The organism is Streptococcus sp. HN38, from assembly GCF_028335765.1.
GTDB lineage: Bacteria > Bacillota > Bacilli > Lactobacillales > Streptococcaceae > Streptococcus > Streptococcus suis_P.
Genome location: NZ_CP116604.1, coordinates 193,033 through 215,761 on the forward strand (window position 1 = coordinate 193,033; position 22,729 = coordinate 215,761).

Sequence of the window (22,729 nt, forward strand, 5' to 3'; positions counted from 1 at the left end):
GAGTACGGCAAGCCGAAAGTGACGATGTATCAAAGTTAATTCAAATGACTATACATATTTGCACAGTAAGTGTTTTAGGCTAGGAGGTTTCTATGAAAGAACAGGATTTTCGTGAGGGCTTGCGGGATGCCATTCCCACAGCTCTAGGCTATGCCAGTATCGGTTTGGCCTGCGGTGTCGTTTCGGTCAATTCAGGCATTTCTGCGGCGGAAATGGGGCTGATGAGCCTTTTGGTCTATGCAGGAAGTGCCCAGTTTGTCATGTGTGCTATGATTTTGGCAGGGGTTCCCTTGGTGTCCATTGCAGTGACGGTTTTCTTTGTCAATCTGCGGAATTTCCTCATGTGCCTCCATACGACGACCATTTTTCAAGGCAACAGTCTGGGGTCTAATATCCTAATTGGCACTTTTGTGACAGACGAGTCCTATGCGGTACTGCTCCGTAAGCACATTGAAGACAAGCAGATTGCACCAAGCTGGATGTACGGCAATAACTTTGCGAGCTACGCTTCTTGGGTAACCTTTACCATTTTGGGTAATCTGATTGGAGGGCTGATTCCAAATCCAGAGCAGTTTGGTTTGGATTTTGCCTTGGTGGCTATGTTTGTCGGCATTTTCTCAGGTCAGTTGGAGGCTATGGCTCGGACCATTCCGTTGAAAAAGATCGGCTTGATTTTGCTGACGGTTGGTCTAGCCTATGTCGGTCTGTCTGTGCTAGTGTCGTCCTATGTTGCGGTGCTTCTGGCAACGCTCTTGGGCTGTTTTGTGGGGGTGATGATTGATGATAAAAACTAGCATTTTACTGATTATTCTGGCGTCAGCTCTGGTGACCTGGCTGCCACGCGTCCTGCCTTTTGTCCTGACACAGAACAAATCCCTGCCTCCAAAGTTGGTGAAATTTCTCAGCTTTCTACCCATCACCATTATCTTTGCATTGACCCTGTCCAGCATCATGGACGAAAAGGTGGGATCCCTTCCCAGCCTTCTCCCTGTCGAAAGTCTGGCCCTCATTCCGACATTTTTTGTGGTTTTGAAAACAAAAAATATCCTTTTAGCAGTCTTGGTTGGTGTTGTTACAACCGCGGTTTTACGTTTGATATTTTAGGAGGTTTTTATGGTAAAAGAAAATGCCAGAGGTGTGGTACTTTGTCTTGTCTTGGCTTTGGTGGGACAGTGGTTAGGTGGCTTGTTGCCATTGGTGGGTGGGCCTGTTTTTGCCCTTCTAATCGGGATGAGCCTGCATTCCTACATTTCAAGGAAAAATGCCTTTCAGCCAGGCTTGACCTTTACCTCTAAGAAGATTTTGCAGTATGCGGTGATTTGTTTGGGATTTGGGTTAAACTTATCAGCGGTATTGGCTGTTGGACGTCAATCTCTTCCAATTATTCTTTCCACTATCAGTTTCGCTTTGTTTTTGGCCTTCTTGATGTGGAAATGGTTGCCTATTTCATCTCATTTGGCGACCTTGATTGGCGTAGGTACCTCTATCTGTGGAGGCTCTGCCATTGCGGCGACAGCTCCCGTTATCCAGGCAGATGATGAGGATGTGGCTCAGGCTATCTCGGTCATCTTTCTCTTTAATGTCTTGGCGGCCTTGATTTTTCCGACTTTGGCAACTTGGCTTGGGTTTTCGACCGATTCGGGTCAGGCCTTTGGGATGTTCGCCGGAACGGCGGTCAATGACACCTCGTCGGTCACCGCAACGGCGGCTACTTGGGACAGTCTTTACGGCCTAGGCAGTCAGACTTTGGACATGGCGGTGACGGTCAAGCTGACGCGGACTTTGGCTATTATTCCCATTACGACGGTTTTGGCGATTTGGCAGGCTCGAGGGAAAGGAGTTCAGGCAGACAAGAAGTCCCTCTTGGCAGGTTTTCCGACTTTTATTCTGTACTTTATCCTAGCCAGTCTGGTGACAACAATCGCGGGTCACTTTGGATTGGGTGCGGACATTTTTACTCCGCTCAAAACCCTGTCCAAGTTTCTCATTTGTATGGCCATGGCAGCCATTGGCTTGCGGACTAATTTATTTTCCTTGGTGAAAAATGGCAGAGTTGCTCTTTTTGTCGGACTAGTTTGCTGGCTGGGTGTGACTGTGCTGACACTGGTTTGGCAGGCAATCTTGGGAATTTGGTAAATATAGTCTTTTAGTTTACTTTTAGTACTAGGCAACGAGCCGCAGACATAACTCAATGCTTTCTTATTTCTAGGCATTGACTTGAAACAGTCCCCCAGACTGTTTCAATCAGGCAAGGCGAGTTCAAACACTCCAGTGGAGTGTTTGAAGTTGGAAATAAGGAAACAAAGTTTCCTCATTCGTTGAAGTAATAAAAGAGAAACTAAATGACGAGAAAACAGCCTTCTCTTGCGAGAGGCTATTTTTATTATTTCAATCTAAAGGTCTGCGGAGCTTTTTTCAATAAAATCCAGTAGCCGATGCTGACATAGGTAATCATGGCAAGAGACACCAGCAGGATATAGGTGTGACTGCCCAGGTCCAGCTGGGTATTGAGATAGGCTACCCAGTAGAGAGCTCCACTGAGAAATTTATAGACTGGGTTGACAACCTCCATATCCTTGGTAAAGGGTTGGAGAATATAGTAGATAAAGAGGTCGTGGAAGGAAAAGAGAGCGGTCAGGCTGATAAGGAGCAAGGCTGTCAGGAGAATGGTTTCCAGGCTGAAAGCAAATCGTCCCAGCGCCATGATAGCCAGAAAGAGGCTGAAGGCAAAGATGAGATTAAGCTTGAACGTTTGCAAAAAGCGGTAGTTAAAACCAGCGATAATGGTCTTGGCCTCGCGATAGAAGGGATAGTGAAGCATGGATATGTCGCAGTTGACAAAGACCATCTGAGCAACTACCTTGCCCGACGAAGCCACATACATAATCATAAAGGAGAAGGGCAGGCACCGCAGGAGGACGGCATCGGTCAGTTCAAAAGGCTCCAGATAGTAGCGGAAGGCCTCCAGAGCGACCAGAATCACCACGAGCGACAGGACCCAGCCCCGCACCTTCTTATAGAGGACTTTTTTGTAGCGGTCAAATAGCAGAGCGTTTAAGTAGGTCATGCCAGACAGGTGAGACAGGTCTTTTCCTTTTTCTGTACTTAGCTTATCCTGCATCAGCAAACCTTGGCGGGTGTATTCATTGCCCTTGGTCAGCTCAAAAAGTTTCTTATCCATCTGCAAGGACTGGTCCATGCAATAATAGAGATAGTCCAGATGATTGGTCTGTTGCTTCAAATAACCATAGCCAAACCAAATCAGCAAGACCTGACAGACAAGCACAGTCAGTAAAAAGATTAGTGATAGATGATTGCGGAAAAGGATAAGGCTGGCAATGGCTGCTAGACCAGTACCCAAGATAACCCAGTATTGCCAAGAATTACGGCGGGATAGAATCTGACGATTAAAAAACCAGCGGTTGAGAGCCTGTCCGGTAAAACTTCCTGCTGGAATGGTCAGTAATCCTAGAGGCAGATAGAGCCAATTTCCTGACAGGCTAGAAAAAATCAGCAGGGCAGGCAGGTAGAACAGACTGGTGATAATGGGCTCTACAAAGAGTTGACTCTGGAGAAAACTAGACTGGGAAAGACCAAAATTTCGCATGAACTCTCGCTCAGATTTGGCGATAAAAGGCTCAAATCCCTTGCCAAACCGATAGGCATAGCCAACAAAGACCAGCCATAGAGAAAAGCCAAGGAGCCAAGTATCTGACGGGATTTGCCAAAAGTCCAGCTGATTGTTGGATAGGAGTTTAATCCAGAAGGCAGCAATGCAAGAATAGATGGTTAACCAAATTCCCTTGACAAGAAAACGACTGGGAATAGACAGAATGTGCAGGACCAAAAAGAGACCAGACTTAAAGCTGTAAGACTTGAAAATACTCTCTGGAATGCTCTGGCCCACAAGTGGCAGTTTTCGCAAATAGTAGAAAAATCCATTGACGGTCCGATAGAGGTTGTACTTTTCCTGATACCAAAAATAACGTAGAATGGTTTTCATAAGCCCCTCCTAGTCTGCTGTCAAGAGGGCAACCACTTCCTGTTCAAAATCAGGATCGTGGAGCTTGTCACTCGGAACAGCCTGTAATTCTTGGTGATGGAGCAAAACAATCTCGTCACAGAGATCCTGAGCCAGTTGTAGAATATGGGTTGAAAAGATAATGACGGAATCCTTCTTAGCCTCCCGAATCAGCTGTTTAAACTCGTGGGCAGCCACAGGGTCAAAGGAAGTTAGAGGTTCGTCCAAGAGCAGGACAGGAGGCTGGACAATCAAAGACAGGAGTAACTGGACCTTGTTCTGCATACCGTGGGAAAAGTCCTTGAGCAGACGGTGCTGGTCTTCTTCTCCGATGCCTACCAAGTTTAGCCATTCTTCTGGACTACGAGGAGATTTGAGTTTATCCTTGTGGATATCCATATAGAAACGGACAAACTCGTAAGCCGTCATAAAGGCAGGTAGTTGCGGATAGGTCTGGGTAAAACCGATGTCCGTGTTGTCGTAGTCAAAGGCATTTTCATCCTTCACAAACTGAATCGAGCCACCATCTAAGGTCAGATTACGGGCAATGCAGTTGAACAAGGTTGTCTTACCAGCCCCATTCCGCCCTAGCAAACCGTAAATCTTGCCTTGTTCAAATTGAAAGCTGGCATCCTCTAGAATAATCTTGTGGTCAAATTTTTTAGAAATAGAAGACAGTTTCAGTTGCATAGCCAATCTCCTTTTGTTATGTTGTTATGGTTTTATCATACAATAAAAAACAAAAAAATTCAAGCAGTTTTTGCTTGAATTTAGAAAGAGGATAGGGATTGTTTTTGCTGACCCAGTTCATCGAAGTTACTATCCTTTAGCCAGTTTTCAAGGGCAAGCTTGCGGTCAGGCCATTCGTGGTCTAATAGAGAAAACCAGGCGGTATCTCGGTTACGTCCCTTATAGACTAGGGCTTGACGGAAGGTGCCTTCGTAGGTAAATCCCAGGCGTTTGGCAGCAGCTTGACTGGCTTGGTTGAGCGAGTCGCATTTCCATTCATAACGTCGATAGCCCAGTTCTTCAAACACATAGTTCATGAGAAGATAGTGAGCTTCTGTCGCCTGTCGGGTCCGTTGCAGTTGCGGAGAAAAGATGACCCAGCCCACTTCAATGGTACGATGGTTGGTATCTATTCGCATGAGTGCAAAGGTTCCGACTGCCTGATTGGTAGCTTTATCAACTATCGCAAGGTAATAAGGGTCAAAAGAGGCCATCATCTTTTGGAAATAGGCTTGAAAAGAGTCACGGTCTGCCAAGGGTTCAATGGGTAGATAGGTCCAGTCAGCTTTCTTGGCACTTGGTCCATAAAACTGATAGAGATCATCTGCATGATGGAGATTAAGCTTTTCTAGGCGAACTGTCTTTCCTTCTAGAATACTAATGTTTGGAAAAGCGCCAGTCGTATGGTTTGGTAGTGGGGATCCAATTTGGTCAAATGAGTTGATAGGCATAGTTTCTCCTTTAGGTTGAGCTTGAAGAGCGATTTATAAAAGTGCAATACTCAAAGAAAATCGAACTCAGACTAGCTCCAAAGGTTCGGGGAACCTTTGGAGGTTGGAGATAGGGCGAACAAAGTTCGTGCCATTAGATGTAGATAGAACGCTGCTACCTTTTATTTTCGGGTAGCAGGCTGTAAAGCTCCACTGGAGCTTTGCACTCATCAAATCAAGTCAACAACGTCTGAGTTTGATTTACGAAGAGTAGGAACTTCCAGCCACCCAGCCAGTCGCAAGACAGTAGGTAATGTTAAAGCCGCCGGTGTGGGCGTTGATGTCCAAGACCTCACCGGCAAAGTGGAGGCCAGGAATTTTCTTGCTTTCCAAGGTTTTTGGATTGATTTCCTTGAGGTCAACGCCACCCTTGGTCACAAAGGACTTGGCCAGGGACATCTTACCTGTAATCTTAATCGGCAGGGCTTTGAGGAGAGTGACCAGTTCAGTCAGGTCCTTTTGGGAAACTTGTTTGACCTTGCCGTCGTAGTTCTCAGCGAAAAAGTCGGCTAGGCGGTCTGGCATGAGTTCTCGGAGGGCATTCTTGACGGATTTTTCCCTGTTCTTTTCTAAATGCTCAAACAGGTCTTGGTCAGAATGGGTCGGCAGAGCATCGAGAAATGCGGTTTCGCCGCCTTTGACAAAACTGGACAAGCGAAGAGCAGCGGGTCCCGACAGACCAAAGTGGGTGAAGAGCAGGTCGTGGGTGATGACGTGCTTACCGTAGGTCAGGGTGACGTCGTCCAAGGAAATGCCTTGGAGCTTCTTGTGGGGGAAGTCGGTCAGGACAGGGCTTTCTGCGGCTTCAATCTCCGTGACTTCCAGCTTAAAGTGGCGGGCAATGTCGTGTCCAAAGCCAGTCGAGCCAGTGGAAGGATAGGTCTTGCCGCCGGTGGTGACAATGAGTTGGGGAGCTGTAAAAGTCTCCTCGCTGGTCTTGACATGGAAGAGTTCATCAATCTTGCGGACGGACACCACCTCAGTCCCTGTACGGATGTCCACGCCGTTTTCCAGCATCTTCATCTCCAAGCACTTGATAATGGTCTGGGAACGGTCGGTGGTCGGAAAGACACGACCGTGGTCCTCCACCTTGAGCTTGACCCCATTTTCCTGAAAGAAATTCATGATGTCGTGGTTGTCAAACTGGGAGAAGACGCTGTAAAGAAAGCGGCCATTTCCTGGAATGCCAGCCAGTAGGTCTTCCAAGGTGCCGTTGTTGGTCACATTGCAACGTCCGCCACCTGTGCCAGACAGTTTCTTACCCAAACGCTTGTTTTTTTCAAGGAGCAGGGTCTTCTTGCCATAAAAACTAGAAGAAATGGCGGCCATCATGCCAGCTGGCCCCGCTCCGATAATAATGGTATCTACTGCATTCATGCCTTTATTGTATCATATTTTCATCAAGAAAGTAGTTTGAGTCTTTGCTATGATTTGTGGAGTTTTTCCTTGAGATTGCGGAAGACCATTGACGGGTTAGGGGAGTATACTTAGACTAAGGAAAATTAGTTTTCATCAGGAGCCTGTATATACAAGCAAAGTAATTTTGTGGAAGCTGCATTGTGAATCCAGGTTCTAACAACTCCGTCTGTAGCATGAAAGAAAGTAGGTAGAAGAATGGTAACTGAGCAAAGAGAGTATTGTTTTCCAGAAGGTTTTTTGTGGGGATCCTCCACTTCAGGGCCTCAAAGTGAGGGAAGCGTAGCTGGTGATGGAAAGGGGGGGAATAACTGGGATTATGGGAAATTTACGAAGAAGGGCTGTACGACATTGCCAAAAATATCCAGGAAAACTATGGCAATATCGAATGGTTGGTAACTGAGAATGGCATGGGAGTCGAAGGGGAGGATGTTTTTGAAGAAAATGGCATGATTCAGGATGACTATCGGATTCACTTCATGGAAGACCATTTGATTCAGCTCCATCGAGGTATTGATGAAGGGGCGAACTGTAAGGGCTATATGGTCTGGACCTTTATTGACTGTTGGTCTTGGTTAAATGCCTATAAAAACCGATACGGTTTGGTCTCGCTTGACCTCCAAACTCAGAAGCGTACTGTCAAAAAATCTGGATATTGGTTCAAGCAAGTGAGTGAAGAGAACGGATTTACAAGATAGCTAGAGGGTGATAGTCTTGTTTTGGAAATCTCCCATAATTTGACAGAACTTGGGCTTTTGTGGTAATATTTTAATGATACAAACTATGAGAAATGTAAGTACCGAGGATATTATGGGAATCGAAAAAACAGTCAGTGAGTTAGCTGAAATTTTAGGAGTGAGCCGGCAGGCTATGAATAATCGTGTCAAATCACTTCCTGAAGAATTTGTAGATAAAAATGACAAGGGTGTGACCGTTGTAAATCGTGCTGGCTTGATTAAGTTGGAGGAAATCTACAAAACAACCATTTTTGAAGATGAGCCGATTAGTGATGAAGTCAAGCATCGTGAATTGATGGAAATTTTAGTTGACGAGAAAAATGCTGAAATCATCCGCTTATATAGTCAATTAAAAGCCAAAGATAAGCAACTTGCCGAAAAAGATGAACAACTCAAGGTCAAAGATGTGCAGATTGCTGAGAAGGATAAACAGTTGGATCAGCAACAGCAATTGACACTAAAAGCTATGGCCGATAAGGAAGTTCTCAAGTTGGAATTGGACGAAGTTAAAGCACAGGCAGAAGAAGTGCAAGCTAAAGGCTTCTTTGCACGTTTATTTGGAAGATAGATAAGTAAAAAATCAAGCTCTTAGGAACTTGATTTTTTCTTATTCTCTACCCATTCTTCTCTCAGAATTCCATATTTGATAGAATCATGATAATGCCCTTGCCAGTATCGAACCTTGCGGATATGGGCTTCTTTGGTCATGCCTAATTTTTCAGCGGTTCTCATCATGCCCTTGTTGCCAGACCAGGTAGTGAGCCCGATGTGTTCTAATTCTGTAAATTGCTGGAAAATGGTATCAATCCAGAGTTGGAGAGCAGCTGTGCCATATCCTTTTCCCCAGACCTTATCGTCATAGATTTCAATCCCGATTTCGAGCCAGCGTGTTGGCTGGCACTCCCAGTAATAGCTCACAAATCCAATAGGCAGCTGATCCACTAAGATTGCTCTGACACAATCTTTTTGTAACCACTGGTAGAGTTCCAGTGCTTGAAAATCTTCAAAAGTGGCACAGGCCTGGTAGTCATCAAAATAGGGAGCTGCAAATTCCTTCCAGCGAGGTGCAGCTTCACGATGGCCAATCTTCCAAAGTGTATGCAAATAATCTTCAGTCATCGGTGCAATTCTAATCATGAGAACCTCCTTTATTTTTCTAGTCTAGCATATTTGATGAAGGCTTGCAATTCCTGTCAGAATATGGGACACTAGAATCATGAAAAAGATACAGCGTGAATTTCAAAAAATATATTACAACTTAGACAAGATTCTTTTGCTCTTTTTTACCCTGTTTACCTTTATGGAATTTGTTTGGATACCGCTCAATTCATGGATTTCTGAGGGACTCTTAGCTATGACAGGGCATGCCTACCTTTCACCGACGAATTTGTTGGCGGTGTTTGCTGAAAATCCGCTCGTGACGGGCTTGTTTATTCTCCTCTTTTTTGTCAACATTGCCATTGCCTATCTAGAATTAGCTCTATTGTTCACAGGGGTTTGGCAACTGTTGGATGAAAAAGTCAAGCACCTCCCCGACTATTTACGGGATGTACGAGATAGTATGGTGGCGATTATCCGTCACAGCAGCCTACCAAAGGTTTTATTTCTGCTCTTTTACTCAGTTATTCTTCTCCCGTCTTTACGACGGGTATTAAATATCTATTATTTTAATAAAATCGTAGTACCCCAATTTATCGTAGATTACCTATCCAACACAGTCTGGCTAGGAATATTGATTTTGTTCTTTCTCCTCTTGTTCTTCTGGCTCGCATCACGCTTTATGTACGCTCTGCCGAACATTTACTTTGAACACAGGAGTGTGAAGGAATCCATCGCTTATTCTTGGAAAAAGACCAGGGGAAGAAAACAAGTCAGTTCCTTTTTCCGTCTGATTTGGCTGGTCACTTTTCCAGTCCTCCTATTCACAGGAATAGGGATATTGCTCTATCTAGTGCAACTAGTGGCTGAACCTTATCTACCAGACACAGGCCCTTCATATTGGCTGGCAGTTGTTTGTTATGCAATCCTAAAATTAGCCTACTACGGAGTAGTTGCACTCTTTATGATGGGATTCATTAGTCTCTTAACAGGGAAACAATTGCCAAACTACCGCCGTAAACGCCTCCGTCATCGCCTGCGATTGGCAATTTTGCTAGTATCTGGTCTGGTATTCGGTACCAAAGGAGCGCTTGCACTCTACTATCCCTTCGATACCCTGCCAGTTACCATTTCCCATCGCGGTGTTGACAATGGCAATGCTGTCCAGAACTCTATCGAGGCCCTAGAGAAAACCTCTCAGCTCAAGCCAGACTATATTGAGATGGATGTTCAGGAGACGAAGGATGGTCAGTTTATTGTCATGCATGATACGGATTTATTGGCTTTGACGGGCAATCCCGGAGGTACACATGACTATACTCTTGTAGAGTTGACAGGGATGACTGCATCAGAAAACGGCATGGCAGCTCCAGTTCCTTCTTTTGATGAATATCTTGAAAAAGCAGATGAGCTGGGACAGAAATTATTGGTAGAAATTAAAGTGACCAAGGCAGATTCGCCAAAACTCACCCAGAATTTCTTAAAAAAATATGGTCAACGTTTGATTGCCAAAGGACATCAGATGCAATCATTAGACTACCGTACTATTATCGAAATAAAGCAGTATAGCAAGAAATTAGTATCCTTCTTTATTCTTCCGTTCAACTCTATCTATCCGACGACGGTTGCTGATGGCTATACTATGGAATACACTTCGCTGGATCAAAACTTTATGGTAAAATCTTGGATTCGTGGGAAGTCAGTTTATGCTTGGACACCGAATGAAGAAGAGAGTATGACCAAGATGTTGCTGCTACAAGTGGATGGTATCATCACTGACAACATGACCGAGCTTCAAATTCTGATGGAGGAAATGAAAGAGAATCGACGTTATCCAGACCTCTTTTTCCTGCAATTTCAGTCTTTGATTTATAATTTTGAATAAAAAAACGCGAGAGGAGAATATCCAATCGCGTTTTCTTTTAAAAAGGTAATTTACCTGCAAAGGCACCTAGTTTTTTCTGAGTTGCCTCGTCAACTTTTGTAAGTGCAGCGTTGACTGCTTGGATTGTCATTTCTTGCAAGGTTTCAAGGTCGTCTGCATCCACAACATCAGCCTTGAAGTCGATAGAAACCAATTTCTTATCTCCAGTAAAAGTAGCAGTAACCAAGTCCTGTACAGAGCTACCAGTAAATTGAGTAGCAGCCAACTCAGCTTGGCTCTTCTCCATTTGTTTTTGAAGTTTTTGAGCTTGGCGCATCATGTTTTGCATGTTCATCATAAGATTTTTAAGATTCCTTTCGTAACAAGGGTTTAGACCTTGTTTGTAATTTTTCCTTGCCTTATTTTGCCTTATTGTTAAAAATTTTCAAAGGCAGAGGCGTAGTAAATATTATAACATGTTTTATGTAGATAATGCTACCTTCTTAAAATAAGTTATAGTCAGCAATATCGGATATGAATTTGACATATTAATCTATTTTAAATTGACTTTGAGGGATAAATTCGCTATAATATAAGAAAAAACTGGTTATAACCAGAAATCAAGGAGGAGCTATGTTCCGTTTAGCAAAAGAAGAATTAGAAAAATTGGGAGCTATTATTACGGCGACCGAAATTTACCAACAGCCTGGCTTGTGGAAAGAGGCTCATCAACTCTATCTTGGCCAGCTTGAGAAGATTGAGGGCTTCTTGAAGGTTATCAAGGAAAAACATGACTTTGTTCACATTGTTTTTACAGGTGCAGGGACTTCTGACTTTGTTGGGCAAAGTATTGCCAACTACCTCAACCAAGTCAATGACTTGAAACACATTTGTTTTTCTGCCATTGGTACAGTGGAGCTGGTTAGTCGCCCACATGACTATTTACAGGCAGATGTGCCAACGGTTTTGGTATCCTTTGCCCGTTCAGGAAATTCACCAGAAAGTGTGGCAGCAGTTGAAGTCGCTAAGCAATTGGTTGATCAGCTTTACCAAGTTACTATTACTTGTGCACCAGAAGGTAAGCTGGCACTAGCAGCCGAAGGGGATGCGGACAATCTCTTGCTCTTGCAACCGGCTGGATCAAACGATAAGGGCTTTGCCATGACAGGTTCTTACAGCTGTATGGCTCTGACAGCCCTCCTCGTCTTCTCGCCAGCCAGTCAAGAAGAAAAAGCTGCTTGGGTTGAGACCGTTGCCCGTCTGGGTCAAGATGTTTTAGACCGTGAAGACTACGTGCAAGACTTGATTAACCTTGATTTTGAGCGAGTGATTTACCTCGGTTCAGGTGGTTTCTATGGTCTTGCCCACGAAGCTCAGTTGAAAATTCTGGAATTGACAGCAGGCAAAATTGCGACCATGTACGAGTCACCACTCGGTTTCCGTCATGGACCAAAATCCTTCATCAATGAAAAGACTTTGATTTTCCTCTTTGCCTCAAACGATGCCTACACACGTCAGTATGATGTGGACTTGCTTAATGAAGTTCATGGTGATGGCATAGCAGAGCGGATAGTGGCATTGTCGGCTGATAAGTTAGTCGGTACAGAAGCAGCCAATTTTGTCTTGGCAGAAGGCGGAGCAGATCTGCCAGATGTTTTCCTAACCTTCCCTTACATCCTCTTTGCCCAAACGGTATCTATTATGGCAGCCATTAAGTGCAACAACTTGCCAGATACACCATCTCCAACAGGCACCGTAAACCGTGTGGTGCAGGGTGTGATTATTCATCCACTAGAAAAATAGTTACATGTATTCAATGATGAAGAAGCAGAGCTATTCGGTAGAGTTTTAACACATAAAAAACACATCCAACCACCTGAGTATCGTGGTATAATATAGTATATAATAAAATATAATATATTTAGGGATGGTAGAAATGGAAACTGCAAATAAAAAATTCAGATATAGTATTCGTAAATTTAAAGTCGGCGTAGGATCGGTGCTAATTGCTACTTGCCTACTTGGGGCGGGAGTCTCGACACCAACCACTTTTGCGACGACAGAGACTTCAACAGCTACAGAGACTACAAAAACACCTCTTCAAAAGCTCCAAGACCTTGTAAAAGAGCTAGAAACGGACTTGGAAAAATTGAATGAATTTCCTGAATATGATCGTTCTGAGTACTCGTTTCAAAAAAGCTTGTGGGATTTTTATTTAGGATTTGGAAAAGCTGAAATGGGGCGTGTTTCTACTTTGAAGGAGGATGCACCCGAAATTTCTAGGATTTCTGGACTATTATCTGATTTTAAAAACCATATTACAATGGAACGTTTGACACGTGAGGTTGCTCAGTATCGTAAAAAATACCCTGGTAATGAAAACATTGAGAAAGAATATGATGCGCATTTAAAGCAAGACGAAGACAAGAGTACAGCTAGCCAAGAGGGCGATACCTTAAGAGACTACGTTGATAGAGAAGCAAGTGAGGCCATGGACAGAATTAAGCAACGAGTTGCTGAACTGGAAAAATCAAAACAACCTCAGTCAAGTCCCGCAGATGAGCCAGCTCCAGCTCCAAAAGAGGAGGACACTCCGGCACCGAAAGTAGAAGAGGAAACACAGGAGCCGAAAATAGAAGAGAAGGCACCAGAGACGAAAGAAGAAACTCCAACTCCAGCACCGGACGCAGCACCAGCGCCGAAAGCAGAGGACGAAGTTCCGGCTCCAATGCCAGAGGCTCCAGCTCCAAAAGAGGAGGACACACCGGCACCGAAAGTAGAAGAGGAAACACAGGAGCCGAAAACAGAAGAGAAGGCACCAGAGACGAAAGAAGAAACTCCAACTCCAGCACCGGACGCAGCTCCAGCGCCAAAAGCCGAGGAAGAAATTCCGACTCCAATGCCAGAGGCACCGGCTCCAAAAGAGGAGGACACACCGGCACCGAAAGTAGAAGAGGAAACACAGGAGCCGAAAACAGAAGAGAAGGCACCAGAGACGAAAGAAGAAACTCCAACTCCAGCACCGGACGCAGCTCCAGCGCCGAAAGCAGAGGACGAAGTTCCGGCTCCAATGCCAGAGGCTCCAGCTCCAAAAGAGGAAGACACTCCAGCACCGAAAGTAGAAGAGGAAACACAGGAGCCGAAAACAGAAGAGAAGGCACCAGAGACGAAAGAAGAAACTCCAACTCCAGCACCGGACGCAGCACCAGCGCCGAAAGCAGATGACGAAGTTCCGGCTCCAATGCCAGAGGCTCCAGCTCCAAAAGAGGAGGACACACCGGCACCGAAAGTAGAAGAGGAAACACAGGAGCCGAAAACAGAAGAGAAGGCACCAGAGACGAAAGAAGAAACTCCAACTCCAGCACCGGACGCAGCTCCAGCGCCAAAAGCCGAGGAAGAAATTCCGACTCCAATGCCAGAGGCACCGGCTCCAAAAGAGGAGGACACACCGGCACCGAAAGTAGAAGAGGAAACACAGGAGCCGAAAACAGAAGAGAAGGCACCAGAGACGAAAGAAGAAACTCCAACTCCAGCACCGGACGCAGCTCCAGCGCCGAAAGCAGAGGACGAAGTTCCGGCTCCAAAAGAGGAGGACACACCGGCACCGAAAGTAGAAGAGGAAACACAGGAGCCGAAAACAGAAGAGAAGGCACCAGAGACGAAAGAAGAAACTCCAACTCCAGCACCGGACGCAGCTCCAGCGCCAAAAGCCGAGGAAGAAATTCCGACTCCAATGCCAGAGGCACCGGCTCCAAAAGAGGAGGACACACCGGCACCGAAAGTAGAAGAGGGAACACAGGAGCCGAAAACAGAAGAGAAGGCACCAGAGACGAAAGAAGAAACTCCAACTCCAGCACCGGACGCAGCTCCAGCGCCGAAAGCAGAGGACGAAGTTCCGGCTCCAATGCCAGAGGCTCCGGCTCCAAAAGAGGAAGACACACCGGCACCGAAAGTAGAAGAGGAAACACAGGAGCCGAAAATAGAAGAGAAGGCACCAGCGCCGAAAGAGGAAGAAGTTCCAGTTCCAACACCGGAAGCAGAAGCGCCAAAAGCCGAGGAAGAAATTCCGGCTCCAATGCCAGAGGCACCGGCTCCAAAAGAGGAAACACAGGAGCCGAAAATAGAAGAGAAGGCACCAGAGACGAAAGAAGAAACTCCAACTCCAGCACCGGACGCAGCACCAGCGCCGAAAGCAGAGGACGAAGTTCCGGCTCCAATGCCAGAGGCACCGGCACCAAAAGCTGAGAAGGACACTTCGGCACCGAAAGTAGAAGAGGAAACACAGGAGCCGAAAACAGAAGAGAAGACTCCGGAAACGAAAGAAGAAACACCAGTCCCAACTCCGGACGCAGCTCCAGCTCCAACTCCGAAAGAGGAAGAGCCAAAAACTGAGGAAGACGCTCCGACCCCAGCTCCAGCACCGGAAACTCCAATGGACCAACCGAAAACTGATAAAGTAGAGTCTGACAAACAGATGCCAGAGGCTAAGCAACCAGAAATGAAGCAGCCGAAAGCAGAAGACATGCCGAAGGAGGAAATGCCAAAGGCGGAGCAACCAAAAGCGGAAGACTCTGCACCTAAGACAGCAGTTCCAGAAGTCGCACCAAAAACAGCGGAAAAACCAAAGCTAGACTTCGCAACAAAAGAACGCAAGGTAGAAGAAGCTCTCCCTATCAAAGAAGAAATCAGATATGATGCAAGCCTAGCACTTGGCAAATCATACCTTCTTCAAGAAGGAAAAGCAGGTAAAAAAGTATCTGTTTATCAAGATGTCATAGTTGATGGTAAAGTTGTCGCAACCAACCTATTATCAGAAACTGTTGTTGAAGGCCAAAATCGTATCCTTGTAAAAGGTAGCTTGGAAATGAAGAAAGAAGAAGTAAAAACAACTCCTTCAGTACAATCAAATCCAACAATGAGTCAGAAGGGTGCACCTTCTGCAAACAAAGCAACCCTACCTGCAACAGGTGAACAACGCAATAACCTAACCTTAGTAGGCCTTGGTTTAGCTGGAATTAGCTTGGCAGTAGTCGCTACAGCTATAAACAAAAAATCTAAAGATCAAATCTAAACTATTATGAAATAATAAAGAGGCAGGGCGGAAACGCCCAGCCTCTTTTTAGAACTGAAAATCAATATTATGCTCTTCGAACATCAAAATCAGACGTTGTTGACTTGATTTTATGGTAGCAGGGGTATATCTGCTCTTGGAGAAATGAACTTCGTTCACTTTATCTCCAACCTCCAAAGGCTTCCCAAACCTTTGAAACTAGTCTGATTTTGATTTTCATTGAGTATTAGTGCGGTAAAATTAACTGTGATTGACTTAAATCAAGGTGGATTTGCCATTGAGAATTATCCCGAACAGTACACTCAAAGTCGGTTGTATAGAGAATCAGCTCTAAGACATCACCTTTTTTCAGCTGATAAATAGTCGGTTGCAGTTTCCAGCTCACATCCATCCACTGGTCTGGCACCACTTCCTCAACAGTCATTAGGTCGGTGCGGTTCTGCAGGTTCATAAAGCCCTTGGTTACCAAGCGTTGTGGCATATCCACATAAGGCAACTCCAGCAGATTTTCTTGGGCATGGTAACGACCGTTGTCTAGACTCAATCTTGCTTTAGGCGCAGGGATTGGGGCTAGGCGTTTTTTATTTCCTTTGTCTAATAGCTGAGCAGATAAGAGACCTTTAGCTACACTAGAAGCGACACGGAGTTTCAGCATGACTTGTCCGTTAATCAGGATATCCTCCGTTATAGGCAGTTCCATGCTGACTTGGTTGGCCTTGCCTGCATAGAGGTCTTGGTGGAAGGCTGGATATGATTTGCCGTAGCGGTCAAAATCTTCTTGGGCATACTGATTGGCAATGGTCTGGTTTCCAGTACCTAGTGGCAAGACAGTCTCGTTTTCACCGCCAAAGGTGTCCAAGGTCGTCCAAGTTTGCTCACTGCTGTTGTCCTGCCAGATAACCGTTGGCAGTTGATAGTCGTTCTCGTAGCCCAGCAGTTTCTGGCTGAGCAGGGCGTTCATAGACTCGCGGAAGTCGATAGACTGCCAGTTGTTCATATACACGTGGGCACCGTTGTGGAAGAAGAGGTGCTTTTTGATGTGACTTGGCAGGGCATGGAACATATTCCAGACATGGATGGGCTTAACATTCCAGTCCTGTGAGCCGTGGGTAAAGACCACCTCGCACTTGACCTTATCTGCGTGGAGCAGATAATTGCGGTCCTGCCAGTATTGATTGTAGTCACCGCTGATGCGATCCAGGGCAGCTCGTTCTGCTGCCAGTCCTTTTTCGTAGGCTGCTTTATTGCGGAGGAAGTCGCCTGCTTGCAGGCTTTTCGAGTAGGTCAGGGCGGTCAAGCTATCCAAGTCCTCTCCTGGATAACCACCAGGGCTGGTCACCAGCCCGTTTTCACGGTAGTAGTCATACCAAGAGGAAATCCCCGCTTCTGCGATAACGACTTCCAATCCGTCCACGCCAGTTGTTGCCAAGGCATTGGACATGGTGCCGAGATAAGAAAGTCCCGTCGTCGCTACCTTACCATTGGCCCAATCGGCCTTGACCTCAATCGAGCGAGTGTGGTCTGTGTAGGCCTTGGTGCGGCCGTTCAGCCAGTCAATCACCGCTTTGTAGCCCTCAACCTGCTGGTAGTCGCCAGATGTCATGTAGCCCGTCGAGCCCAGCGTGCCGACACCAGACACATGAAGGCTGGCAAAGCCGCGAGAGAGGAAGTAGTCATTGAGGGAGTATGAAGTAATGTGGCCCAGTTTTTCGGTGGAAGGGCTGGCAGGTAGCTCCCGCTGGTCCAAGTCTAGCTTGGTGATGCTGGTCTGCTTGACCTCAATGGTGCCAGCAGGTTTCTGTGCTAATTCCCCTTCCATCTTGTGCAGGGCCTTGTCGCTGGCAACTTCATTGACTCCTTGATGATAGGGACTGTTTGTAATCACCGCAGGGATTTTTCCGTCAAAGTGCGGCCGGAGAATGGATAGCTTAACAATATCTGTCTGCCCAGTCCCAGCCGTATCGACAGGCGTTTCGACATAGACCACCTCACGAATGAGTTTTTTTGTTGAAAAGGTCGCTAGCGATTTACCGTTGAAGAAGTGGTAGCGATTGTCCTCTGGGATTAGGTCGTCACTGACCAGCTGGTCAATCAAGGTATTTCCAGACTTGGTGCGGGTAGCGAGCAGCTGGTAGAGGTTGTCGATGATATCTCCATAGACAATAGGAAATTGGCTAGCCTCGCGGAATTCTTCCACATCTGTGTAATCCACACCAGGCACAAAGCCCAGCAACTGAAAGGCCACTTGATAGAAAATCAGGTCTGTCAGCTCACGGTCAGACTGGAAGAAGGTCAGCAGGTCTGTATCCCAGTCCGCAATCATGTTGGACAGAGCAAAGTCGGTATTTGCTGTCAGGAAATGGCACTTTCTGACAAAGATTTCCAGATTTTTTTTCTGACTGTGGTCGCTCTGCAATGCGAAACCAAGATTGTTTAGCTCCTCCAAAGAGCCAGGTACGTCATTTTTTATAAAAGAAAACTGATTAAAACGCATAGCTTTTCCTCTTTTTTACTTAGTAGTCTGTACTTATTATTATATCTGATAAGAAGGCCTTTGTCTAAGATTTATCGGATGAAAACATAAAAATATCAATGTAGAAAATGACAGTATAATTAGTTGTAAAATAGTGATTTTTTTTATACAATATTCTAGTATTTATTGAGGAGAGAATAGCTATCGTGTTGAGAAAAAATGATGTGATTGTGCCTGTATTGCGTGTCAATAATCGTGGTATCAATCAAGCCTTCCTAGAAGATCAACTAGGAATGAAAGTGAAACTAGAAGATGGTCCTTTTGCTGATTTTGGCGATAGAACCAGTTCTGCAACAAAATTGGTTTTGATGGAATCGCCGGGCAATCGCACTCGGGCTGTCAAGGGATTTAAAAAATTAAATAAACTGGTCATCAAGGTCGAAGAGGCTCATGAAATTGAAGCCTTGCTAGCTCGAGGAACTGTTTTTACCAAGCTCTACAAAGGCAAAGCTGGTTTTGGCTTTGAAGCTCTTTCTCCAGAGGGAGATAACTTTTTGCTCCATGCAGAACAGTCTATCGAGGATTTGACGGCCATTCTTCCGCCAGTACACTTTACTGCTCAAGCTGATTTTTCAGGTCTGACTGCTTTTGCGGTGGAATCAGTGTGGATTAATAGTCCACAAGCCAGCGTTAGTCAGGATTTCTATGAGGCAATCCTACCTGAACAAGACTTTTTGCATTTTGTTGGGGCGGAAGGTGAAGATTTAGTAACTCCTGCGGATCAGGTTTGGGACTTGGACAGTTTGCGTTTTCCTGTCGAGCAGGATTTTGACTGGGCAAACTTGGAGAGTCAGTTGGAAGGCCCCTTCTTTAAAGACAAAAAAGAAACCTTTATCCAAACGGTTGACCCAAGTGGTATTGAATTGTGGTTTGAAAAATGAGACAAGCGATTTTAGACAAGATTTCAGAGCAGATTGTAGCAGGAGTCTATCCTGGTGCCAGTCTGGCTCTTTTTTCTAAGGGTCAGTGGCAGGAGTATTATCTGGGTACCCAGGATGGTCAGACGCCAGTTGAGGCGGGTTTGACTTATGATTTGGCCTCCGTGTCTAAGGTGGTTGGTGTAGGTACTCTTGCGACTTTTTTGGTCAATAGCGGAGCTTTGGAGCTAGATAGGACCTTGCAGTCTTACTATCCTGCTTTTCAGAATAGTCAAGTGACCATCCGGCAATTATTGACCCATACTAGCGGCATTGATCCCTTCATTCCCAATCGGGATAGTCTGGATGCCGACCAATTAAAAGAAGCGATTTTGAAGATTAGGGTGACGGATAAAAAAGATTTTCTCTATACAGATATCAATTTTCTTCTGCTGGGCTTTTTGCTGGAAGAACTGGGTGGGGCTAGTCTGGACCAGCTGATCAGACGAGACGTTCTAGAGCCCTTTGGCATGTCCCAAACCTCCTTTGGACCAGTCAGTCAGGCGGTGCCGACGGTACGTGGTGTAAAAGCAGGTGTGGTGCACGATCCCAAGGCGCGTGTCTTGGGTATCCATGCGGGTAGTGCGGGTCTCTTTTCGACGGTCAAGGATTTGGAAATCTTCTTGGAGCGCTATCTGACAGAGGACTTTGCGGCGAATTTGACCCAGGATTATGGCTTTGACGACAAGCGCAAGCGGTCGCTGGCCTGGGATAAGAAAGGGGACTGGTTGTCCCATACGGGCTATACAGGAACCTTTATCATGTACAATCGTCCCTTGCAAAAGGCGGCTATTTTCCTTTCTAATCGAACTTTTGAAAAGGACGTCCGTGCCCAGTGGAAGCTGGATCGAAACCAGGTCATGGCTCTGATACGGCAAGTTCTGGAGGAAGAAGAGGCTGTTGACTAATAACTATCCTTCCGCAACACTCAGTAGATTTTTCGACATAGTAAAAGGACCTGCATGTGCAAGTCCTTTTGTGTTTGCTTGATTAAGCTTGACCTGAAACTTCAGCAGCGTGGTCGTCCATTGAAAGAACTTCGTGGAAGACACGTTGAGTCAATTCAGTTTTTTGCTCTTTAGTGAGGTATTTAGTGTTTACGCAGTATCCAGAGATACGAACGATAACATCTTCACCTGCCATAATCTTGTCATAAACATCGTTCAAGTCCATAACGTTCAAGTTGACGTGTTGACCACCTTGTTCGAAGTATCCGTCAAGGATTGTCACCAAGTTGTTCACTTGCTCATCGAAGGTCTTACCAAGAGCTTTTGGTGAAACCTGAGTTGTCAATGAGATACCGTCGTTGGCATGTTTGAAGTTGAGTTTAGAAAGAGTGTTCAAGTTTTGCAACCAACCACCACGAGATTTAGAAGTTGGGTTGGCACCTGGTGGGAAGAATTCCACTTTAGAAGTGTTAACAGAACCATCTTCGTTGAGGAATACACCGCGGTGAACTGGTGAGTTAGCTGTTTGTTTAGAGTAAGCAACGTTTGAAGTGATTGTCAAGATAGACACAGTTGCTTCAGCATTCTTGTACAATTTGTGCTTGTTCAAGCGAGAGAAGAATGCTTCCATGAGCCATTTCGCGATGTCATCTACACGGTCGTCATCCTCACCATAACGTGGGAAGTCGCCAGTTACTTCGTAATCGTAGATGAAGCCATCTTCGTCACGGATTGGTTTCACTTGAGCGTACTTGATAGCAGACAATGAGTCAACTGTGTTTGCGAAGCCACAGATACCGAAGCCCATGTTTGCACGAAGGTGAGTTGGCAAGAAGGCCATTTGAACTGCTTCATAGTTGTACTTGTCAGTCATGTAGTGGATGATGTTCATCGCGTCTACATATGTATCGGTCAACCAGTCGAGGGCTTTTTCAAAGTTGGCAATAACTTGATCGTAGTCAAAGATTTCAGAAGTATTTGGTTCAACACCATCGAACACTTTGTAATCTTTGTGAACATCGTCGTAGCCGTTGTTCCAGCTTGAAAGAAGAGCTTTAAGAACGTTAACACGAGCACCGAAGTACTGAATGTTGTGGCGTTGGTCTTCGCTTTCTGGATCAAGTGGAGATACACAGCAAGAGATACATGACATTTCGCCATAACCATCTTTCGCCATTGTTGTTACACCTTCGTATTGGATAGAAGAGTGTTTGTGGCTCATTGCCATACAGTAGCGACGGAATGAATATGGAAGTTGGTCTGACCAAAGAACTGTCAAGTTTGGTTCTGGAGAGTTGCCGATGTTGTCAAGTGTGTTCAAGAAACGGTAGTCCATCTTAGTAACACGGTGACGACCATCGTTACCCATACCTGCCATAGATGTTGTCAAGAATGTTGGGTCACCAGAGTAGATTTCGTCGAAGGCTTTTGTACGAGCGAATTTCACTGTACGAAGTTTCAATACGAAGTCATCGACAAATTCTTGGATTTCAGATTCGGTAAATGTACCACGAGCCAAGTCACGTTCTGCATAGATGTCAAGAACAATCGGCACACGACCAAGAGAAGTTGCGGCACCGTTGATAACACGGCAGACTGCCATGAAGGCAATGTTTGTCCATTGGATCGCTTCTTTCGTGTTCATCGCAGGTTTGCGAACATCAACACCATAGTGATCACCTAAGCGGACAACTTGTTGCAATGCTTGGTATTGAAGGTTGATTTCTTCGCGAAGACGGATTGATTCTTCATCGATTTCAGTAATTGCATTCCAGTCAGCTACTTTTTCTTCCATCAAGTAGTCTGCTCCGTAAAGTGCCAAACGAGCGTACATACCGATGATACGACCACGTGAGTAAGCATCTGGAAGACCAGAAACGTGGTGTGAGTGACGAGCGCGACGGATATCAGCTGTATAAGCACGGAAGATACCATCGTTTACAGTTGTTGCGTGTTTTGTGTAGATTTCATGAAGGAGTGGGTCTGGAGTATAGCCGTTTTCGATAAGAGTGGTTTCAGCCATACGAATACCACCACGTGGCATGAAATTGAGTTTGAAGAGCTCATCGTTTTGGATACCGAAGATGAGTTCGTTCTCTTTATCGATGAAACCTGCTGGAATATCAGCGATAGAAGTAGCACGATCTACGTCCATTGGGAAGCGAGTGTCTTCGTAGCCAGCTTTTGTTTCTTCGATGATTTTTTTGATATGAAGTGAACGCTCAGTTGGGCCTGCGAGGAAGCTTTCATCTCCATCGTATGGAGTGTAGTTGGCTTGAACGAAGCGTGTTACACTTGCCTTATCTTGCCAATCTGTACCTTTAAAGCCTTCCCAGGCTTGGGCGAAAATGTCTTCAGCAACATTTTTTGTTTTAACTTTTGTTGACATGAGGGTTCTCCTTTAAGATATTGTTACTTTTCACATATTTTAGTATATCATATGTAAGCACTTTCTTCAAGACAAAACACTGAAAAATAAATTGGAATTTTTTCCAAGTAGTGGAATATAAATCCAATAATCCAGTCATCGGTCTCTCAAGTTATCATTATATTAAAATATCTAACAGAGGTCAAATATAATGGATTGATATATTGACAAAGAAAGCGCTATCATGTAGAATGTATG

Annotated in this window: 18 protein-coding genes and 1 pseudogene; 11 read left to right on the forward strand and 8 right to left on the reverse strand. The window is 45.3% G+C overall.

Translation table 11 applies throughout. The features are described 5' to 3' along the window. Positions 1-92 precede the first annotated feature (92 nt). Genes PHA78_RS01030 through PHA78_RS01040 form a run of 3 tightly spaced genes read left to right on the forward strand, consistent with a single transcriptional unit; the run spans position 93 to position 2,136 of the window. Complete coding sequence (locus PHA78_RS01030) at positions 93-794, forward strand: AzlC family ABC transporter permease (protein ID WP_272158345.1); 702 nt, start codon at positions 93-95, stop codon at positions 792-794. After that, on the forward strand, positions 781-1,104 hold the full coding sequence (locus tag PHA78_RS01035; RefSeq protein ID WP_272158346.1) for an AzlD domain-containing protein: 324 nt from the start codon (positions 781-783) through the stop codon (positions 1,102-1,104). The genes PHA78_RS01030 and PHA78_RS01035 overlap by 14 nt, the downstream gene beginning before the upstream one ends. Positions 1,105-1,113: 9 nt before the next feature. Next, on the forward strand, positions 1,114-2,136 hold the full coding sequence (locus PHA78_RS01040) for a YeiH family protein (protein WP_272158347.1): 1,023 nt from the start codon (positions 1,114-1,116) through the stop codon (positions 2,134-2,136). A 247-nt stretch (positions 2,137-2,383) separates the two neighbouring features. Here PHA78_RS01040 and PHA78_RS01045 read toward each other — a convergent pair whose 3' ends face one another. The 4 genes from PHA78_RS01045 to PHA78_RS01060 form a co-directional block, all read right to left on the reverse strand. Then, on the reverse strand, positions 2,384-4,003 hold the full coding sequence (locus PHA78_RS01045) for a hypothetical protein (RefSeq protein ID WP_272158348.1): 1,620 nt from the start codon (positions 4,001-4,003) through the stop codon (positions 2,384-2,386). Between the two features lie 9 nt (positions 4,004-4,012). Continuing rightward, positions 4,013-4,711: an ABC transporter ATP-binding protein gene (locus PHA78_RS01050; protein WP_044694159.1), complete on the reverse strand. Its 699-nt coding sequence runs from the start codon at positions 4,709-4,711 to the stop codon at positions 4,013-4,015. A gap of 80 nt (positions 4,712-4,791) precedes the next feature. Further along, positions 4,792-5,481, reverse strand: a complete 690-nt coding sequence (locus PHA78_RS01055) for a GNAT family N-acetyltransferase (RefSeq protein WP_105097053.1) — start codon at positions 5,479-5,481, stop codon at positions 4,792-4,794. A gap of 240 nt (positions 5,482-5,721) precedes the next feature. Beyond that, on the reverse strand, positions 5,722-6,897 hold the full coding sequence (locus tag PHA78_RS01060) for an NAD(P)/FAD-dependent oxidoreductase (RefSeq protein ID WP_105151784.1): 1,176 nt from the start codon (positions 6,895-6,897) through the stop codon (positions 5,722-5,724). 237 nt (positions 6,898-7,134) lie between these two features. Between PHA78_RS01060 and PHA78_RS12500 the strand changes: the two genes are divergently transcribed. The 3 genes and pseudogenes from PHA78_RS12500 to PHA78_RS01070 all read left to right on the forward strand — a co-directional run bounded on the left by PHA78_RS12500 (position 7,135) and on the right by PHA78_RS01070 (position 8,241). Continuing rightward, positions 7,135-7,335, forward strand: a complete 201-nt coding sequence (locus PHA78_RS12500; protein WP_099809105.1) for a family 1 glycosylhydrolase — start codon at positions 7,135-7,137, stop codon at positions 7,333-7,335. Then, positions 7,257-7,634, forward strand: a pseudogene (locus tag PHA78_RS01065) (family 1 glycosylhydrolase); the annotation flags it as partial. The gene PHA78_RS12500 and the pseudogene PHA78_RS01065, both read left to right, overlap by 79 nt. A 112-nt stretch (positions 7,635-7,746) precedes the next feature. Further along, complete coding sequence (locus PHA78_RS01070) at positions 7,747-8,241, forward strand: DUF536 domain-containing protein (RefSeq protein WP_015646325.1); 495 nt, start codon at positions 7,747-7,749, stop codon at positions 8,239-8,241. Between the two features lie 20 nt (positions 8,242-8,261). Here the strand turns inward: PHA78_RS01070 and PHA78_RS01075 are convergent, their stop codons facing one another. Beyond that, positions 8,262-8,810 (reverse strand): GNAT family N-acetyltransferase, encoded by a 549-nt coding sequence (locus PHA78_RS01075; RefSeq protein WP_014635825.1) that lies wholly within the window; start codon positions 8,808-8,810, stop codon positions 8,262-8,264. A 79-nt stretch (positions 8,811-8,889) separates the two neighbouring features. Between PHA78_RS01075 and PHA78_RS01080 the strand changes: the two genes are divergently transcribed. After that, entirely contained in the window at positions 8,890-10,656 is a 1,767-nt protein-coding gene (locus PHA78_RS01080; protein WP_272158349.1) for a glycerophosphodiester phosphodiesterase, read from the forward strand. A gap of 37 nt (positions 10,657-10,693) precedes the next feature. On the opposite strand, the gene PHA78_RS01085 is transcribed toward PHA78_RS01080, so the two are convergent. Further along, on the reverse strand, positions 10,694-10,993 hold the full coding sequence (locus tag PHA78_RS01085; protein WP_002941492.1) for a YbaB/EbfC family nucleoid-associated protein: 300 nt from the start codon (positions 10,991-10,993) through the stop codon (positions 10,694-10,696). Positions 10,994-11,268: 275 nt separating this feature from the next. Here PHA78_RS01085 and PHA78_RS01090 point away from each other — a divergent pair, with 275 nt between their 5' ends. Together PHA78_RS01090 and PHA78_RS01095 are read left to right on the forward strand one after the other, a co-directional pair. Further along, a complete protein-coding gene (locus tag PHA78_RS01090) occupies positions 11,269-12,438 on the forward strand; it encodes an SIS domain-containing protein (RefSeq protein WP_272158350.1) in 1,170 nt (389 codons plus the stop codon). 133 nt (positions 12,439-12,571) lie between these two features. Next, entirely contained in the window at positions 12,572-15,706 is a 3,135-nt protein-coding gene (locus PHA78_RS01095; protein ID WP_272158558.1) for a GAG-binding domain-containing protein, read from the forward strand. A gap of 226 nt (positions 15,707-15,932) precedes the next feature. On the opposite strand, the gene PHA78_RS01100 is transcribed toward PHA78_RS01095, so the two are convergent. Beyond that, positions 15,933-18,200, reverse strand: a complete 2,268-nt coding sequence (locus PHA78_RS01100) for a Xaa-Pro dipeptidyl-peptidase (protein ID WP_272158351.1) — start codon at positions 18,198-18,200, stop codon at positions 15,933-15,935. A 185-nt stretch (positions 18,201-18,385) separates the two neighbouring features. On the opposite strand from PHA78_RS01100, the gene PHA78_RS01105 reads away from it, so the two are divergent. Both PHA78_RS01105 and PHA78_RS01110 read left to right on the forward strand, forming a co-directional pair. After that, on the forward strand, positions 18,386-19,120 hold the full coding sequence (locus PHA78_RS01105; RefSeq protein ID WP_192369855.1) for a CppA N-terminal domain-containing protein: 735 nt from the start codon (positions 18,386-18,388) through the stop codon (positions 19,118-19,120). After that, entirely contained in the window at positions 19,117-20,064 is a 948-nt protein-coding gene (locus PHA78_RS01110) for a serine hydrolase domain-containing protein (protein ID WP_192369862.1), read from the forward strand. Before PHA78_RS01105 ends, PHA78_RS01110 begins: the two co-directional genes overlap by 4 nt. A gap of 82 nt (positions 20,065-20,146) precedes the next feature. On the opposite strand, the gene pflB is transcribed toward PHA78_RS01110, so the two are convergent. Continuing rightward, entirely contained in the window at positions 20,147-22,492 is a 2,346-nt protein-coding gene (gene pflB / locus PHA78_RS01115) for a formate C-acetyltransferase (protein ID WP_024376804.1), read from the reverse strand. Positions 22,493-22,729 lie beyond the last annotated feature (237 nt).

Coding starts and splice junctions, on each gene's coding strand:
- PHA78_RS01030 (WP_272158345.1), top strand. CDS start 93: ATGAAAGAACAGGATTTTCGTGAGGGCTTGCGGGATGCCATTCCCACA.
- PHA78_RS01035 (WP_272158346.1), top strand. CDS start 781: ATGATAAAAACTAGCATTTTACTGATTATTCTGGCGTCAGCTCTGGTG.
- PHA78_RS01040 (WP_272158347.1), top strand. CDS start 1,114: ATGGTAAAAGAAAATGCCAGAGGTGTGGTACTTTGTCTTGTCTTGGCT.
- PHA78_RS01045 (WP_272158348.1), bottom strand. CDS start 4,003: ATGAAAACCATTCTACGTTATTTTTGGTATCAGGAAAAGTACAACCTC.
- PHA78_RS01050 (WP_044694159.1), bottom strand. CDS start 4,711: ATGCAACTGAAACTGTCTTCTATTTCTAAAAAATTTGACCACAAGATT.
- PHA78_RS01055 (WP_105097053.1), bottom strand. CDS start 5,481: ATGCCTATCAACTCATTTGACCAAATTGGATCCCCACTACCAAACCAT.
- PHA78_RS01060 (WP_105151784.1), bottom strand. CDS start 6,897: ATGAATGCAGTAGATACCATTATTATCGGAGCGGGGCCAGCTGGCATG.
- PHA78_RS12500 (WP_099809105.1), top strand. CDS start 7,135: ATGGTAACTGAGCAAAGAGAGTATTGTTTTCCAGAAGGTTTTTTGTGG.
- PHA78_RS01070 (WP_015646325.1), top strand. CDS start 7,747: ATGGGAATCGAAAAAACAGTCAGTGAGTTAGCTGAAATTTTAGGAGTG.
- PHA78_RS01075 (WP_014635825.1), bottom strand. CDS start 8,810: ATGATTAGAATTGCACCGATGACTGAAGATTATTTGCATACACTTTGG.
- PHA78_RS01080 (WP_272158349.1), top strand. CDS start 8,890: ATGAAAAAGATACAGCGTGAATTTCAAAAAATATATTACAACTTAGAC.
- PHA78_RS01085 (WP_002941492.1), bottom strand. CDS start 10,993: ATGATGAACATGCAAAACATGATGCGCCAAGCTCAAAAACTTCAAAAA.
- PHA78_RS01090 (WP_272158350.1), top strand. CDS start 11,269: ATGTTCCGTTTAGCAAAAGAAGAATTAGAAAAATTGGGAGCTATTATT.
- PHA78_RS01095 (WP_272158558.1), top strand. CDS start 12,572: ATGGAAACTGCAAATAAAAAATTCAGATATAGTATTCGTAAATTTAAA.
- PHA78_RS01100 (WP_272158351.1), bottom strand. CDS start 18,200: ATGCGTTTTAATCAGTTTTCTTTTATAAAAAATGACGTACCTGGCTCT.
- PHA78_RS01110 (WP_192369862.1), top strand. CDS start 19,117: ATGAGACAAGCGATTTTAGACAAGATTTCAGAGCAGATTGTAGCAGGA.
- pflB (WP_024376804.1), bottom strand. CDS start 22,492: ATGTCAACAAAAGTTAAAACAAAAAATGTTGCTGAAGACATTTTCGCC.